Below are 15,391 nucleotides of genomic sequence, written 5' to 3'. Positions count from 1 at the left end.
CTTCCTGGGGCCGGCCGCCGGGCGGGCCGGCGGCGTGTGAGGGGTGGTCAGGGTCAGGGGCGTGTCCTTGCGGCCGGGCGGCCGAACAGCAGGTCGTAGCCAGGCGGCAGCTGGAGCAGGACCTGGTCCATGAGGTCGTCGCCGGCGGCGTCGGCCACCGTGGACAGGACGGCGCCGATGTCCCACAGGGCCGTGGCTTCAGTGGCGCCCTCGATCCAGGCCGCGGTCGCGCGCACGAAACGCTCGGCGTTGAGTGGCTCGGCGGCCTGCAGCGGGTTGAGCAGGATCAGGGCCATGGTCTCGGGCAGTCGGGCGGCCAGTTCGGCGCGCACGTCGCCGACCAGGTGGGCGCCGAGCAGGGCAAGGACCACCCGGGCGGCCCGCTCGGCCTCCTGTGGGCTGTCGTACTCACCGCGCTCCCGGACCTCCTCCAGGAACGCCTCCCATCGAAGCGTCATCGCGGTTCTCCCTCCGTCCCGAGGCCCGGCACGCCCGGGTGACCTCAAGGCTCGACGGCCAGGCGCCGGTGCAGACCGGTCAGCTTGAGCAGCCGCACGACGCGGCGGCCGGCTCCGCGCAGGACCAGGCGGGCACCGCACCGGTCGGCCTGGGCGCGGGCCCGGACCAGGGCGCCCAGGCCCGCGCAGTCCATGAACGTCACCTCCGACAGATCCACCACCACCTCCCGGTGCGACTCGAGCGCGGTGGCCAGGGCACGGTGCAGCGAGGGTGCGGCGTCGAGGTCGATCTCGCCGTGGGCTCGCACGATGAAGGGCTGGTTGCTCTGGCCGTTCATGGCGTTTCCGCGTCGCTGCTGGTAGGCCGGTCCAAGTAGGCCGGCCCGGCGGTCGGGGGGTGTTCCGGCCGCCCCATTCGATCGAGGGGGAGAGATCGGGGGCGGCCGGAACGGCATCGGGGGCCGGTCAGGCCTGGATCTGCTTGCGGCTTCCGCTGTGGCTGATCTCGATCTTGCGGGGCTTGGCCTTCTCGGCGACCGGGATCTTCAGGGTCAGCACGCCGGCGTCGTAGTCGGCGGTGATCCCGGCGGGGTCGAGGGTGTCGGAGAGCATGACCTGGCGGGAGAACACACCGAGCGGGCGCTCGGACAGCTCCCACTTGATGCCCTCGCCTTCCTGGCGCGGGCGGCGCTCGGCCTTGACGGTCACCATGTTCCGCTCGACGTCGATGTCGATCGCCTCCGGGTCGACCCCCGGCAGGTCGAAGCAGATCACGTACTCGTCGCCGGCCCGGTAGGCGTCCAGCGGCATCGGCGTGGGACGCGACCAGGTGCCGGTCGTGTTGAGGAACTGCTGGGTCAGCCGGTCCAGCTCGCGGAACGGGTCAGTGCGCAGCAGCATTGCGAAACACCTCCATGGATCGAATGGGTGCCAGTGCGCTTCACCTGAGTCCTTTCTAGCGCGTCATCCATCCAATGACAAGTTGTCGCGTCGCCTATAGAGTGACGGCATGAGCGAGAAGTCCCGCAAAGCCGCCCCCGACGCCTCCCCACCGGTCGAGCCCGTCTCGTTCCTGGCGGCCGCGGCGGCGCTGGCCGCCATCGACGACGCCGTCCGCACCGCCCAGAACCCCGCGTCCCGGCCCCCGACCACCCCTGACGAGCACGGTGGCCCCGAGCAGGCCCTGGCCGCACTCGTCCTGCTGCGCGAGCTGCGCGGCCAACTCGCCGGCTGGGAGGCCGGCCTGGTGGAGAGCGCCCGGGAGGCCGGCGCCACCTGGGCCGACCTCGCCCACCCGATGGGCGTCGCCAGCCGCCAGGCCGCCGAGAACCGCTACCTGCGCCTCAAGCCCTCCACCGCCGACGCTTCGCGGTCCGGTACCGGCGCGGAACGGGTCAAGGCCGTCCGCGACCGGCGGGCCGCCGACCGATCGGTCACCGTCTGGGCCCGCGACCACGCCGCCGAGCTGCGGGTCCTCGCCGCGCGGATCACCACGGCCGCACTCACTCCCGGCGCCCGTCCTGCCCAGGCCGCCCTGACCGCCGCCCTCGGCGCCACCGACCCCGCCGACCTGATAGAGCCCCTCGCCGCCGTCCGCCCCCACCTCGGCGCCGGCCACGACGACCTCGCCACCCGCCTCGACGCCCTCACCCACCACACCACCCAGATCCGCGATGACAGTGACCGACGCCGCGCCTGACCCTGTCGCCACCGCAGAAAGGCGCTGGCAGGACCTCCTGGACCGGATCCACGGCCTCGAAGCACGAGTGGCCGCCACCACGAGCACCGTCAACGCCGCCCTCGACCACCACCTCGCCCGCCTCGACGCCCTGCGCCGGCACCTCGCCCACCCAGACTGGCCACTGCCCGCCCCCGATCCGGACAGTCACCCAACCGCGCCGACGGACAACGCGCCGGCCTGACGAGGCCGGGAACCACCGCAACCACCCCGGCCGTCAGAACCGGCTCCTGTGCATCTGTGCCCGCTGCGCCGCCCCGCTCTCAAGAAGCTCACGCCCTGTCCGTGGCCGTCCGGCCGCCTCGGCGTTGCCGTCGGCTCTCCGTGCCGTCGTTGGGCATCAGCGCAGGAGGGTGGCGAGGAGTTCGGCGATGGTGGGGCCGGCGTCGGCGGGGTGACGCAGCTGCTTGCTCGTGACGACGCTGTAGTGGTTGGTGCGGCCGTGGCGTTCGTGGCTGAGGTATCCGGCCTGTTCGAGGTCGGCGATGATGCGCTGGACGGCGCGTTCGGTGAGCAGGCAGCGGCCGGCGATGTCACGCACGCGGATGCCGGGGTCGCGGGCGATCTGGACCAGTACGCGGGCGTGGTTGGTCAGGAAGGTCCATTGCCGTTCGGGCGCTGTGCCGTTGTCCATTCCTCCACGATAGGACTCCTGTTTCACGACTGCCGATACACGACAGGAGATTCGTGCAATGGTTGACATGTCTGGCGGACGGGCGAACAGTGGAAGGGCCGCACTCCGCGGTGCTTCGCCGCGGATTCCCCGGCGGCTCTGCTTCTGGAGATGGTTCCATGGACCCGATGAGCAGGCACGGGCTGGAACGGCTCAGGTCCCGGCTGGTCGACTGCCTGGGGCCGCCCGGTGAGGGCGGTCGGGACTCCCGCACCTGCGGGGAGCCGCTGTGCCGGCAGGTGCGCCACGCCGTCACCGGCGTCGACGCCTACCTGACGGCCCTCGAAGAGGGCAGCCGCACCGCGGCGGGGCTTCACGAGCGGGCCCTCGACCTGTGGCAGGACCTCGAACGCATCGCGTCCGCCCAGCCCGGGCGGGCCGCTGTCGACGGCGGGGCCGGCGCGGCCGTACGGTGCGGCTCCCGGCCCGAGGAGTGGGCCGTGCCGCCCTGCCTGAAGGCGGAGACCGTCCGGGCCGGTGACGCCCTCGTGTGCTCCTTCACCGGGGGCATGGTCCTGGACAGCGAGCCCGTCGCCGCCCGGGCACTCGATGCCGCGCTCGTCCGGCGTCCGGCCCTGCTCGCGGTCGACCTGGCGGGTGTGGAGCTGTTCACCTGCACCGGGCTCAACCTGCTCCTCGCCGCCCGCCGGCGCGCGCTGGACATCGGCATCCCCCTGGTGCTGGTCGCCCCCTCCGGGCGGACGCTGCGGGTGCTGGAGCTCACCGGGACCGCCGCGCTGTTCCCCGTCCACCCCACCGCCGAGGACGCCCTGCGGCACCGCCCGCTGCCCGCCCCGCGCCCCGACGGAGGATGACCATCCGGGCGGGACGGTTGAGCCGGCAGCGGACGGGCAGGCGCACGGTCGGCCGGGAAATCCCTGGCCGTACCGTGGGAGGAGGACCGGATGAGCATGGTGAAGGAGTCCGTGGACGTGGACGTCCCCCTGCACACCGCCTACAACCAGTGGACGCTGTTCGAGGAGTTCCCGCGCTTCATGGAGGGGGTCGACTCGGTGACCCAGCTGGACGACCGCCACAACCACTGGCGGACCAGCATCGGCGGCGTCACCCGTGAGTTCGACACCGAGATCGTCGACCAGCAGCCCGACGAGCGGATCGCCTGGCGGACCACCGGCGGCGACGTCGACCAGAAGGGCGTGGTGACCTTCAGGCAGCTCGACCAGGACCACACCCGGGTCGCCATGGCCATCGACTTCCGGCCCGAGGGCGTGGCGGAGCGGGCCGCCGATGTCACGGGTGTGGTCGACCGCCGGGTGAAGGGGGACCTGACGCGGTTCAAGACGTTCATCGAGGAACGCGGCCGGGAGGAGGGCGGCTGGCGGGGCCGGATCAGCCCTGGCTGAACCCGCTTCCGATCGTCCGCGCCACCGGCCGCCGGGACACCCGCCCGGCGGCCGGTCCACGCCCCGCGGTGACGTCGGATCGGAAACGGCTGATCAGGCGTGGCCCAGGGTGCGGCGGGTACCCGCCGCACCCTGGGCGCGCGTTCGCGCACCCGAGGCATCCCGCGGACCAGGAGGAGAAGTGACCCAGCACGGCAGGGCCCTGGCAATCGTGACGAACTACGGCGTCGAACAGGACGAACTGCGCGTCCCCGTACGGCACCTGCGCGAGAACGGCGTCCACGTCGACATCGCAGCCCCCCACCCGGGCCGACGAACCGCTGGTCACGGACGACGCCGGCAACTGGCGGCTGGTGACTTCACGCAACCCCGGTGACCTCGAACACTTCCTCCGGGGAGTCGATGCCGCGCTGCGCGACCTCGCGATCAGGGCGCGGGAGACCAAGGAGTCCTCCACCGGCCGGCCCCGCCACCAGCCGCCCACCGCACGCCCGGCGGACCGCCTGCCGTCCCCCGAGCGCTCAGCCGCCGAGCGGATGCGGGACCTCCTGACCCCGGGCGGGCCGCACTGACCCCGGGCGGCACCCGAACCCCCGGCCGTGGTGCGGTCGGTCCCGACCGGTGCCGAGCCACACGGCCAGCTGACGGAGGGGAAGTCGACCTGCCTGGCGACCGGCTGCGATCAGCCGCCGGTCCGACCCCCTCCAGGTCAGGAGTCGTTCGCGGGGCCGGGCGGTGATCAGCGGCGCGTGTTCCGTCCCGTGGACGTGTAGCCGCGACCCGCTCGGGCAGGCGCTGGGCACGGCCGGACCGGGCCGAGGAGAGGAGGCCAGGCATGGACCGCTTCCGGCAAGTGCCGCCGACAGGGCCGATCGGAACGGCAGGCCCGGCCGGAGTCCCGGTGAACCCGGGGGCTCCGGGCGCGGGGGAGACCAAGCGGTTCGTGTTCTCCGGTCGGGAGGGCGCCGTGCAGGCGGGCCGTGATTTCAGTCGGGAGGCCTTGCGGTCCTGGGCCTGGCTGCCGACCGTGGACGAGGAACGGCTGGGGGTCGCCGAGGACCTCCTGCTGATGGTCGCCGAACTGGTCGCCAATGCCTGTCTGCACACCTCCGGTGGGCCGGGCGAACTGCGGCTGAGGTGGGACGGGCGCCGTCTGCGGGCGGAGGTCACGGACACCAGCCCGGTGCCGCCCGAGCTGCGCCCGTACGCCGACCCGGGCCGACCGGGCGGACACGGTCTCCGTGTGGTGGAGCGACTTGCGGGGTCCTGGGGCTGCGCGCCCGAGGGCGGGGGCAAGGTGGTCTGGCTGGAGATTGGGTGCCCGCCGGGTCCGCCGAACCACCGAGAGTGCTCGGCCTGAGGACCGGGCCCGGGACGCTGGGTGGCCGTCCGAGGTCGGCTCGGCAAGAGAGAGCTCGGATCCTGAGTCGGGAACCGATTCCGGGGTAGAAGTCCCAGAGAGCGGCCGTGATCCGTCCGGCTGCCGCAGCACCGTCGACGGTGCCACCGGGACCGCGCTTGAAGAAGCCGGGCACAGGTTCTGGGAAAGGAGTCCGCGACGCATGGGGTGTGAGCCCCACACGTGTCGCCGGGCGTGATGCCGATGCCCTGGAGATCCAGTGTCTATCCGTGTGGAAACCACCGATCGCGAAGCCGTCCCTGCGGGTCTGCCGCCCGATCTGCCGCGACGGCCCACGGCGGCCGAACTCCGCCGCATGGGGAAGTCCGAGGCGCGGGAGCTGAGCGACGCGCTGTTCGGGCGGCTGGCCGGGCTGGCCCGCGAGAGCCGCGCCTACAGCTACGTCCGCGGCACGATCATCGAGCTCAACATGCCGCTGGTGCGCTTCATCGCCGCCCGCTACCGGCACCGGGCCGAGGACATGGAGGACATCCTCCAGGTCGGCACGATCGGCCTGATCAAGGCCGTCGACGGCTACGACCCGCGGCGCGGCCTGGAGTTCGTCACCTACGCGATCCCCACCATCACCGGCGAGATCAAGCGGTTCTTCCGCGACACCTCCTGGCCGGTGCGCGTCCCACGCGGTACGCAGGAGCTCTACCTCGCCGTCGTCCGCGGCTCCGACCGCCTGGAGCAGGAACTCGGCCGGCAGCCGCAGCCCGAGGAGATCGCCGAGGACCTGCACCTCACCGTCGAGCAGGCCACCGAGGGGCTCCTGGCGGGCCGGGCCTGCCACTCCAACTCCCTGGACGCGCTGCGCGACCAGGACACCGACGAGACCGGCAGCGCCCTGCTCGACCGGCTCGGCGGCTGCGACCCCGGCATCGAACTCGCCGACTTCCGCACCGCCGTCCGCCCGCTGCTGGCCCGCCTGCCCGAACGCGAGCAGACCGTCCTCAAGCTGCGCTTCTGGGACGGCTGCACCCAGTCCCGGATAGCCGAGCGGATCGGCGTCTCCCAGATGCACGTCTCCCGGCTGCTCAGTGCCACCCTCGCCCTGCTGCGCGAGCAGTTGGACGACCTGGACGCCGACGGCTGGGCCGACAGCGCGGAGCCGGCGGAATCGGGCTGAGGCCGACCAGGCGAGCCGCGGTTCCGGCGTGCGGCTTCAGGCCGCCGCCCGCATCGCCGCCCGCCTCGGCGGGCCCAACCCGGACGACGACAGCTGTCTACTGGCCGTCCGGCTTCGGGCGGGGCCGGGGCGTTAGCGAACGCGGAACCCGGGTAGCCGCAGCGGCGGACCATGGGGACGGCGGCGCGAGGAGGCGGACGGATGGATCGGCGTGAGCGGGTGGAGCTGCGCGGGATCGAGCGGGGGCTGCGCCGGGACCACGTCCTGGAGCTGAGGCTTCGCGTCGTCGGGTTCCGCCTGCGCGGCCGGGCCTGGGACGTGCTGCGCGGCGTGCGGCCGCGGACCGTGCTGGCGCTCGCCCTGCTGTCGCTGGGCCTGCTCGGGGCAGGCCTGGGGACGTCCGAGGCGCCGTTTCTGTGGGTCTTCACGGGCTGCTGGGCGCTGACCCTGACCATCGCCTTCGCGGTGCTCTGTGCCTGCGCCGACGGCCGCCAGGAGGAAGGGTGAACGCGCTGCCCGCGTCGCGCGGTCCGCTGTCGGCGGCGTTGACGGCCCTGCTCACCTCCGGACCGCCCGGAGCGGGCCGTCTGCCCACACCGCCCGGCCCGTTCGACGAGCCGTGGGGCGAGGACCACCAGCTGGCCCTGCACCTCTGCTACGAGCTCCACGACCGCGGGCTGCCCGGGGTCCTGGACGACTGGGAGTGGGATCCCGAACTCCTGAGATTCCGCCAGGGGTTGGAGCGCTCGTTCCTGGCCGCGGTGCGTGCGGAGGCGGAGCCCGCGCCGCCCTTGCGGGACGCGTTCGAAGCACTGCTCACCGAGCCGCCCGACGGCACCGGCCCGTCGCACTTCCTGCTCGCCGAGGGTGAGCGCCGGCACGCCCGCGAGTACCTGGTGCACCGATCGGTCTACCACCTCAAGGAGGCGGACCCGCAGCTGTGGATGCTGCCGAGGATCCATGGGCCCGCACAGGCGGTGCTGACGGCGATCCTCTACGACGAGTACGGCGCCGGACGGCCGGAGCGGGCCCACGCCCGGCTCTTCGAGCGGATGATGGCCGCCTTCGGCCTCGACCCCGGCTACGGGCACTACCTGGACTTCGTGCCGGCGCCGACCCTGGCCGTGGTCAACCTGATGACGCTCTTCGGCCTGCACCGGGCGATGCGCGGGGCGGCCGTCGGGCACTTCGCGACCGTCGAGATCACTTCCTCGCCCGGCTCCGCCCGCTTGGCGGCGGCGTTGGAACGGCTCGGCGGCGGCCCGGACGGCACCCTCTTCTACCGCGAGCACGTCGAGGCGGACGCCGTCCACGAGCAACTCGTGCGCCGCGGGGTCATCGAGGAACTGGTCGCGGCCGAGCCCGAGTTCGCCCGGGACGTGGCGTTCGGCGTGGCCGCGGCCGGGGTGGTCGGCGGGCGCTTCGCGAACCACTTGCTCGACCACTGGTGGGCCGGACGCAGCTCGCTTCGCTCACCCCTCCCGGACGGCACAGGCTGAGCCGGGCCCGCCCGCGACCTCGCGCGCTCCGACCGGGAGAGATGGTCAGCCGGCTGCGGGGAGCCGGATCTCCAGATGCCCGGAAAGTACTCGGGTCACCATGGCCGGCTGGGGTGCGGTGGCCGGGCCGTGCACCACTTCGCCGTCCCGGAGCCGGAACGTGCTGCCGTGCCAGGGGCAGCGCAGACAGCCCTCCACGAGGGAGCCCTCGGAGAGCGGCCCGGACAGGTGGGCGCAGCGCTCGGCCAGCACGTGGCAGCGGTCGCCCTCGCGGACCACGACCACGGCCAGTTCGCCGGCCGTCGCCCGCACGGGCTTCCCCTCCGGGAAGTCCTCCACCGCGCCGAGGGAGACCCAGTCCGCGGGCGCCAGGCGAGGCACGGCGGCGGCCCGGTCGGGGCCGGCGGCCTGCCGGTAGGCCAGGTGCCCGCCGAGCGCGGCGGCGGCCGAGACGGCGGTCGCCCCGGCCAGGCCGAGCGGGGTGTGTCCGGGAGCCGGTCCGGGAAGGCGTGCGAGAGTGGCCGTAAGCCCGACCGTGACCGGAGAACGGGGTCGGCGCCGTCCCTCCGTGGCGGCGGGAGCGGCAGGGCGCAGCGCCGTCGGGCCCTGGCTCAGGAGAGCGTGGTGGCGCCGTCGGGCCGCGCCGAGACCGTTTTTCAGGACAGGGCGGCCTGGCGGAGCGCGGTGACCAGCTCAGTGAGTTCGTGTGCCGCCCAGTGTGATGGTGTGTGGCATGCCGCTGTCGGAGCAATCGGGGCACAAGGGCCGTCCGGTCGTCACGCTGTCCCTGTTGATCACGCTCCGGAGCAGGGATACCACCGCTGCATGGGGCGCGTGATCCAGCACCCCGAAGTCTCACCTCAAGCCGTTCCATCGGGAGACAGCAGTGATCAGACACCGTGCCCCAGGACATCCCGTCGCCGAGGGAGAGGCAGGCGCCCAGGCCCGTGCGCGGTGGTGGCGGGCCGGGGTCGTGGCAGGGGTGTGCGTGGCGCTGGCCGGTGCCGGGCTGAGCCCCGCGACCGCTGCGGCCACGGGGGCCCCGCCGGCCACCGCCCCGGTGCGGACCCGAGGGGCCGACCCGGTGGTCACCTTCGGTTTCACCGGCGCCCCGCAGAGCCTCACCATCCCGGCCCAGGCGGTGGTCACGATCACCGCCGACGGCGCGGGCGGGGCCGACAACGCCGGCACCTCCTGTTCCGTCACGGGGACGGGCGGGACGGGGGCGCGGGTCGTCACCACTCTCCCGCAGACCACCGCCCCGACGACGGTCACCGTCAACGTCGGCGGCACGGGCGGCAAGGGCTGCAACGGCACGGGTTCGGGGGGTGCCGGCGGGTTCAACGGCGGCGCTCCGGGCGGGGGCATCGCGGCCACCGGGTTCGGGGCGGAAGGGCCGGGCGGGGGCGGGGCTTCCAGCGTCAGCGCGGGCTCCTTCCTGGTGGTCGCCGGGGGCGGCGGAGCCGCCGGGGGCACCGGAAGCGGCCTGACGGGCGGCAACGGGGGCAACGGCGGGACGACGCCCGATGCCACCGGCGGTACCACGGGAAGCGCCACCGGCCCCGGGGCCGCGGCGGGGCACGGCGGGGGCGGCGGCAGCACCAGTACGACCACGGGTGGTGCGGGCGGGGCCGCCGGCACCGTCCCGTCCTGTATCGCCACACCGGGTGGGCCGGGAGGCGGGTTCGCCGGTACCACGATTGGCACCGGCGGCGCCGGCGGAGCGATCGACGGCGGCTGTGCCGCCACTGCCACCGGTGCGGGCGGGGGCGGTGGCGGCGGGTACTTCGCCGGCGGGGGCGGCGGCAGCGGTGCCGTCAACAGAACCGGCACGGAGGCGAGCGGCGGCGGTGGCGGTGGGGGAAGCAGCTTCGCGGCCCCGTCGGGCACCGGGACGTCCTATGCGGCCTCGACGATCGGGACGGCGAACCACAACGGCCAGGTGGTCATCAGCTACACCGTGGGCAAGCCGATCACCACGACGCTGACCGCGCTGCCCCAGCGCACCCGGACCGGCTCGCCGGTCGTGCTCAGCGACATCGTCTGCCCCGGCGCGGGCTCCACGACCAGGCCCACCGGAACCGTCACGTTCACCGACACCACCACCGGGACGACCCTCGGCACGGGACGCCTGATCCTCTCCCTCGGCACCTGCGCCGCCGGCGGGACGGTCGCCGCCTTCCGCACCGCGGGCACCCACACCATCACCGCCGTCTACAGCGGTGACTCGGTGTACCAGGACAACAGTGCCGACCCCGAGACCATCACCGTGACGGTGGACCCCTGATCAGAACGCCGCGGCAGCACCGAGGGGCACACCCTCGTCAACCGCAACGAGCACTGCTGCCGGCCCAGATGACAGTGTGACACCAGGCGGGGCCCGCGAGGACGAATCGCGGGCCCCACCTCCATCGCGCCCGAGGCCCGGAAGGACAACAGCTTTTCAGTCTGCGGCCGAGCCGGTCGAAAGACCATGACAACTATCAGCCCCTACCGGTGCCCGGTGTGCCACGACGAGACTCGCCATCACCCGGACCGCGGAGGCATCACGGTCCGGGCTCGTACCGACCACCGGCCGGTGCGAATCCCACCCTCGCTGCGCGTCCCGCGCACTCGATCTCCCAGGAGACGACCCGAATGAGTGTCCTCAAGCTCCAGAACATCGAGGCCCGCGTCAAGATGAGCGCCGTGGCAGTCCTCAGCCTGACGAGCAGCAGCAGCGCCTGCTGCAAGCCCGGCGACCCCGGCCAGCCGTAGCCGGACGGGTCCGTGCGGGGGGCGTGCCGCGTCCCCCGCACGGACCCTGTCGCTTCCACCGGCCGCCCCGGACGATCGCAGAGGCTGACATGCGCAACGAACGATGGGTCTACCGCTTCCTCTTCGCGTGGAACGACACGCTGTTCTTCGACCCGCTCGACGTCTCGTACGAACCGAGCGCGGACCACTTCCTCGCCGGGCTCGACGAGCCGCTGCGGGCGCGGTTCGTCCGCAGCGGCATCTGGTGGAGCCATCGGCCCAGTCCGGACCTGCCGGCGCAGGGCTGGAAGATCCATGTGTCGGCGAGCTGCCGTCACGTGCGCGAGGTCGCCGCCGCAGTGATCGGATACCTGACGGAACGCGGGACCGACTTCAAGATAGCCCTCGACATCAACATCTTCGAGATGCTCAACTCCAAGTCGATGTCCCGGGGAAGCGGCGGCAAGCTCGTCACCGTCTACCCGCGCGACGACGACGAGTTCAGGGCCGTCCTGGCCGACCTGGCCGGACTCCTGGAAGGCTACGAGGGCGCCTACGTCCTGTCGGACCTGCGGTACCGGGACAGCAAGGCGCTGTACTTCCGCTACGGCCAGTTCCTCGACACCCACACCGTCGACGTCCTCGGCCGCCGGCACCCGCGGATCCTCGGACCGGACGGTCCCGTCCCCGACGACCGGGGCCTGGGGCGCGCCCGGCCCGACTGGGTGCCCTGGCCGTTCGACGACTGGAAGCCCGCGGACGAGGAGGAGGACGACGGCCTGCTCGGGGGCCGGTTCCGGGTGACCGGGGCGATCCAGTTCTCCAACAGCGGCGGCGTGTACACGGCCGAGGACACGGCGAACGACGACCGGCCGGTGCTGCTCAAGGAGGCCCGTCCGCACACCAACGTCAACCCCCGTCGGAACCACGACGCCGTGGACATCCTCGGCCGCGAGTGGATGTTCCTGAACCGGCTGGCCGACACCGGCTCGTACCCGGCGCCGATCGCGAAGTTCCGCCACTGGGAGCACCACTTCATCGCCGAGGAGTTCATCGACAGCTCCGACCTCCGCTCGGTGCTGCTCGAACGCAACCCGCTCGCGCGGCCGGGGTTCGACATCGAGCGGTCGCGGGAGTACCTGCGGATCTTCCTCGCGGTCTTCCGCGGGCTGGCCCGCGCGATCCAGGCCGCGCACGACCGCGGGGTGATCCTCGCCGACTTCACCGCCTCGAACCTGCTCGTCGACCCGGACACCTTGGAGGTGACCATCGTCGACCTGGAAGCCTGCCGGCTGGCCGGGACCGACGGCGACGGTGGTACCGACGGCGACGGCGGGAGCGGCGAAGCGGAGCTGGAGCAGCCGGTCGAACTCTTCACACCGGGGTTCAGCCTCTCCCGCGACGGCTTCAGGGCGTTCGGGCCGGAGGGCGACCGCTACGCCCTGGCGTCCACCATGGCGTACTTCGTCTTCCCGATCGCGGCGATGTCGTACCTGCGCGAGGACGTGCTCGACCTGTACCGGATCTTCATCACCGAGGGCCTGGGCTGGCCGGAGCGCGTCCACCGGTTGATCACCGACCTGGCCGGGGACCGGATCGGCCTCACCGACGTGCTCGACGCCCTGGAGCACGAGGCGGACCTGCTCGACCAGGTCGAGGCCCTCCCGGCGCGGCCGGTCGTCGAGGAACGGCTCGGACTGGTGGAGGCGGAGACCGGGGTGGCCGCGTTCGTCGAGGCCGTCGCCGACACCGGCCGGGGCACGCTCTTCCCCGTGGACCCCTTCGCGCACATCACCAACCCGCTGAGCCTCGGCTTCGGCGCGAGCGGCGTGCTGTGGGCGCTGCACTCCTCCGGCATCACGATCCGGCCCGAATGGCGCGACTGGCTCGGCGGCAAGCTGGCCGACATCGACAGCGCGGAGTACCCGGACGGTCTCATGAACGGCCTGGCCGGCATCGCCTGGGCGGCCGACTCGCTCGGGTTCGGGACCGAGGCCGGGCAGCTGCTGGCCCAGGCCAACCGGCGCGCGGTGGAGCAGGGCGACCACACCTTCTACTACGGCCTCGCCGGAGTGGGGATGACGAACCTGCGCTTCTTCCTGCAAGGCCGCGACCCGCGCGATCTCGCCGCGGCACGGGACTGCGCGCGAGCCCTGCACGACACGGTGCGGCTGGATGGCGGGCGGGCCTACTGGGTGAACGAGTTCGCCGCCGAGGGGCCGATGACCGGCCTCGGCTTCGGACAGGCCGGCGTCGCGATGTTCCTGCTGCGCATGCACCAGGTCACGGGAGAGGAGCACCACCTGCGCCTCGGACGGCAGGCGCTCGCCTGGGAGATGGCCCACGCCAAGCCCCTGGACGGCGGGGGCCCGGTCATGTTCGAGCACGAGGGAACCATGGAGCCGTACATCGAGGTCGGGTCCGCGGGCGTGGCGCAGGTACTGCTGCGCTACGGCGACCTGGAGGCGGCACGCGCCGTCCTGCGCGGGCTGGACGTCCGCTACTCGGTGCTGCCCGGGTACGCCTTCGGCATGAGCGGGATCGCCGACGCGCTGCTCGACGCGGCCGATTTCACCGGAGACCGCTCCTACCGCGACAAGGCGCTGACGCAGCTCGACACCGTCCGGAAGGTGTTCCTGTTCGAGCCCGCCGAGCGCTTCGGTCTGCCGCGCCAGGACGGCCGGACCCCGCTGGGTCTCCCCGGTGAGGGGCTGCTGCGCTGCTCCTGCGACTACCTGACCGGGTCGGCGGGCCTGCTGCGGGTGCTCCACCGGGTGAACACCGGAGGCACCGCCGACTTCCTGCTGGACGAGGCGGCGCGGTGAACAACCGGTTGTGGCGTACCTTGCGGGGCCACCGGGCCCCGTTCGTGGTGGTCCTCGTCGCCGAGGCCACCACGGGCGGGCTCGAGGCCCTGCTGCACCCCCTGCTGCTCAAGGCCCTGTTCGACCAGGCGATCCTCACCGCCGACTTCCGCGGGTTCCTCGTCCTCGGCCTCGGGTACCTCCTGTTCGGACTGACCCTCACCATCACGGACTACTGCGTCGCCTGTTGGCGCAAGCGCCTCGAGAACGCGTTCACGCTGGTGCTGGAGACGGAGTTGCTGAGCCGCACGCTCGGCCTGGACGGCCGAGAGGTGGCGAAGGCGGGAAACGCCTCGTACGTCAGCCGCATCCACAACGACGTCGCCCAGGGCGTCCTGCCGGCCATCGACGTCTCCCTCCGCATCGCGCGCCAGGCGGTCGCGTCGGTCGCCTTCCTCGGTGTGCTGTTCTACCTGTCCTGGCAGGCCAGCCTCATCCTGCTGGTGATCGTGCCGCCGCTGGTGCTCGTGAGCAACCGGCTCGGCAGGCGGATCGAGCAGAACACCGGGCCCGAACGCGAGGCGGAGGCGCGGTACATCAACACGCTGACCCGCACGCTGGAGTCCTTCCCCGCCCTGCGCGGACTGCCGTCGCTGCTGCCGGGCACCCGCGCGGTGAACCGGGACGCGTTGCGCGGGTTCCTCGACCTCACCTTCGTCAACTTCCGGCTGTCACAGCGGCAGCGAACCCTCAGCGACCTGGTGATGAACCTGTCGGACACCGCCTCGATGATCACCGGAGCCTTCTTCGTCTTCGCCGGGCGGATGTCGTTCGGCAGCTTCCTCGCCTTCGTGAACTCGCTGTGGCGGGCGGTGACCGGGATCTTCGACCTCGTCAACATGATTCCGCAGGCCCGCCGGAGCAACGCGGTCCTCAAGCGGATCGAGTCCCTGCGGGACTCCGGGCAGGCCCCGTACTACGAGGAGGGGGCCCTGGTGCGGGTCCGCGGAGTCCGGGTCGGGTACGGCGAGGGGGCCAAGGTGTCGATCGACGAGTTCGACCTGCGCGTCGGTGAGCGCGTGCTGCTCCGCGGCCCCAACGGTTGCGGGAAGACCACGCTCCTGCACGTCATGGCCGGGACCCTCGCCCCCGACGCCGGGGCGGTCACCCTGCCGCCCCGGGTGGCGAGCCTGACCGCCCCGGTGCACCTGCCTCCGCTGCCGGTGCGCGAACTGGTCGCCGACGAGCGGCTGCGCGCCGCGATGGGTCTGGACGGCCTGGCCGACCAACTGCCCTCGGACCTGTCGTCCGGCCAGCGTCAGCGGGTCGGGGTCGCCGTGCTCCTGCACGAGGACGCGGACGTGTACCTGGCCGACGAACCGTTCGCGAACCTCGACGACGGCGGCAGGGAGCTGGTGTTCCGGGTGCTTCGGGAGCGGACCGAGGGGCGCGCCCTGCTCGTCGTGCACCACGGGGACGAGGCCATCGACGGCCGCTTCGACCGGGTGGCGACCCTCACCGGGCTCCGTTAGGCGCCCCGAGTGGTCGCGGACGTGGCAGCCGGGTGGTGTACGGATCGGCCGACCTG

The 15,391-nt window shown here is 72.8% G+C and carries 18 protein-coding genes; 13 read left to right on the top strand and 5 right to left on the bottom strand.

Annotated features, from left to right (window positions below; genetic code table 11):
* Positions 1–53: 53 nt before the first annotated feature.
* The 3 genes from ACFY4B_RS40740 to ACFY4B_RS40730 all read right to left on the bottom strand — a co-directional run bounded on the left by ACFY4B_RS40740 (position 54) and on the right by ACFY4B_RS40730 (position 1,358).
* Positions 54–458 (bottom strand): DUF2267 domain-containing protein, encoded by a 405-nt coding sequence (locus ACFY4B_RS40740; RefSeq protein ID WP_387976558.1) that lies wholly within the window; start codon positions 456–458, stop codon positions 54–56.
* 44 nt (positions 459–502) lie between these two features.
* A complete protein-coding gene (locus ACFY4B_RS40735; RefSeq protein ID WP_049649655.1) occupies positions 503–796 on the bottom strand; it encodes an STAS domain-containing protein in 294 nt (97 codons plus the stop codon).
* A gap of 127 nt (positions 797–923) precedes the next feature.
* Complete coding sequence (locus ACFY4B_RS40730; protein WP_049649656.1) at positions 924–1,358, bottom strand: Hsp20/alpha crystallin family protein; 435 nt, start codon at positions 1,356–1,358, stop codon at positions 924–926.
* Between the two features lie 109 nt (positions 1,359–1,467).
* Here ACFY4B_RS40730 and ACFY4B_RS40725 point away from each other — a divergent pair, with 109 nt between their 5' ends.
* Both ACFY4B_RS40725 and ACFY4B_RS40720 read left to right on the top strand, forming a co-directional pair.
* The gene (locus tag ACFY4B_RS40725) at positions 1,468–2,157 is read left to right on the top strand and encodes a hypothetical protein (RefSeq protein WP_049649657.1); all 690 of its coding nucleotides are present in this window, start codon (positions 1,468–1,470) and stop codon (positions 2,155–2,157) included.
* Positions 2,132–2,380: a hypothetical protein gene (locus ACFY4B_RS40720; protein WP_159028340.1), complete on the top strand. Its 249-nt coding sequence runs from the start codon at positions 2,132–2,134 to the stop codon at positions 2,378–2,380. The genes ACFY4B_RS40725 and ACFY4B_RS40720 overlap by 26 nt, the downstream gene beginning before the upstream one ends.
* Positions 2,381–2,536: 156 nt before the next feature.
* Here the strand turns inward: ACFY4B_RS40720 and ACFY4B_RS40715 are convergent, their stop codons facing one another.
* On the bottom strand, positions 2,537–2,830 hold the full coding sequence (locus ACFY4B_RS40715; protein WP_049649658.1) for a helix-turn-helix domain-containing protein: 294 nt from the start codon (positions 2,828–2,830) through the stop codon (positions 2,537–2,539).
* A 167-nt stretch (positions 2,831–2,997) separates the two neighbouring features.
* Between ACFY4B_RS40715 and ACFY4B_RS40710 the strand changes: the two genes are divergently transcribed.
* The 7 genes from ACFY4B_RS40710 to ACFY4B_RS40680 all read left to right on the top strand — a co-directional run bounded on the left by ACFY4B_RS40710 (position 2,998) and on the right by ACFY4B_RS40680 (position 8,263).
* Positions 2,998–3,684: an STAS domain-containing protein gene (locus ACFY4B_RS40710; protein ID WP_387976554.1), complete on the top strand. Its 687-nt coding sequence runs from the start codon at positions 2,998–3,000 to the stop codon at positions 3,682–3,684.
* Positions 3,685–3,774: 90 nt separating this feature from the next.
* The gene (locus ACFY4B_RS40705; protein ID WP_049649659.1) at positions 3,775–4,233 is read left to right on the top strand and encodes an SRPBCC family protein; all 459 of its coding nucleotides are present in this window, start codon (positions 3,775–3,777) and stop codon (positions 4,231–4,233) included.
* A 353-nt stretch (positions 4,234–4,586) separates the two neighbouring features.
* A complete protein-coding gene (locus ACFY4B_RS40700; protein WP_049649667.1) occupies positions 4,587–4,805 on the top strand; it encodes a hypothetical protein in 219 nt (72 codons plus the stop codon).
* Between the two features lie 428 nt (positions 4,806–5,233).
* A complete protein-coding gene (locus tag ACFY4B_RS40695; protein WP_234348214.1) occupies positions 5,234–5,593 on the top strand; it encodes an ATP-binding protein in 360 nt (119 codons plus the stop codon).
* A gap of 355 nt (positions 5,594–5,948) precedes the next feature.
* Positions 5,949–6,764, top strand: a complete 816-nt coding sequence (locus tag ACFY4B_RS40690; protein WP_387976550.1) for a SigB/SigF/SigG family RNA polymerase sigma factor — start codon at positions 5,949–5,951, stop codon at positions 6,762–6,764.
* A 201-nt stretch (positions 6,765–6,965) separates the two neighbouring features.
* Positions 6,966–7,271: a hypothetical protein gene (locus ACFY4B_RS40685; RefSeq protein WP_049649670.1), complete on the top strand. Its 306-nt coding sequence runs from the start codon at positions 6,966–6,968 to the stop codon at positions 7,269–7,271.
* Positions 7,268–8,263, top strand: a complete 996-nt coding sequence (locus tag ACFY4B_RS40680) for an iron-containing redox enzyme family protein (protein WP_387976547.1) — start codon at positions 7,268–7,270, stop codon at positions 8,261–8,263. The genes ACFY4B_RS40685 and ACFY4B_RS40680 overlap by 4 nt, the downstream gene beginning before the upstream one ends.
* 45 nt (positions 8,264–8,308) lie before the next feature.
* Here ACFY4B_RS40680 and ACFY4B_RS40675 read toward each other — a convergent pair whose 3' ends face one another.
* The gene (locus tag ACFY4B_RS40675; RefSeq protein ID WP_375877421.1) at positions 8,309–8,644 is read right to left on the bottom strand and encodes a Rieske (2Fe-2S) protein; all 336 of its coding nucleotides are present in this window, start codon (positions 8,642–8,644) and stop codon (positions 8,309–8,311) included.
* A 703-nt stretch (positions 8,645–9,347) separates the two neighbouring features.
* On the opposite strand from ACFY4B_RS40675, the gene ACFY4B_RS40670 reads away from it, so the two are divergent.
* The 4 genes from ACFY4B_RS40670 (at position 9,348) to ACFY4B_RS40655 (ending at position 15,335) form a co-directional block, all read left to right on the top strand.
* The gene (locus ACFY4B_RS40670; protein WP_387976544.1) at positions 9,348–10,550 is read left to right on the top strand and encodes an Ig-like domain repeat protein; all 1,203 of its coding nucleotides are present in this window, start codon (positions 9,348–9,350) and stop codon (positions 10,548–10,550) included.
* Between the two features lie 350 nt (positions 10,551–10,900).
* Complete coding sequence (locus ACFY4B_RS40665) at positions 10,901–11,020, top strand: class III lanthipeptide (protein ID WP_387976541.1); 120 nt, start codon at positions 10,901–10,903, stop codon at positions 11,018–11,020.
* A gap of 89 nt (positions 11,021–11,109) precedes the next feature.
* A complete protein-coding gene (gene lanKC / locus ACFY4B_RS40660) occupies positions 11,110–13,824 on the top strand; it encodes a class III lanthionine synthetase LanKC (protein WP_387976538.1) in 2,715 nt (904 codons plus the stop codon).
* Complete coding sequence (locus ACFY4B_RS40655) at positions 13,821–15,335, top strand: ATP-binding cassette domain-containing protein (RefSeq protein WP_387976535.1); 1,515 nt, start codon at positions 13,821–13,823, stop codon at positions 15,333–15,335. The genes lanKC and ACFY4B_RS40655 overlap by 4 nt, the downstream gene beginning before the upstream one ends.
* Positions 15,336–15,391 lie beyond the last annotated feature (56 nt).

Source organism: Kitasatospora sp. NPDC001261 (assembly GCF_042896795.1).
Lineage (GTDB): Bacteria > Actinomycetota > Actinomycetes > Streptomycetales > Streptomycetaceae > Kitasatospora.
This window is presented reverse-complemented; position numbering and strand designations above follow the sequence as displayed.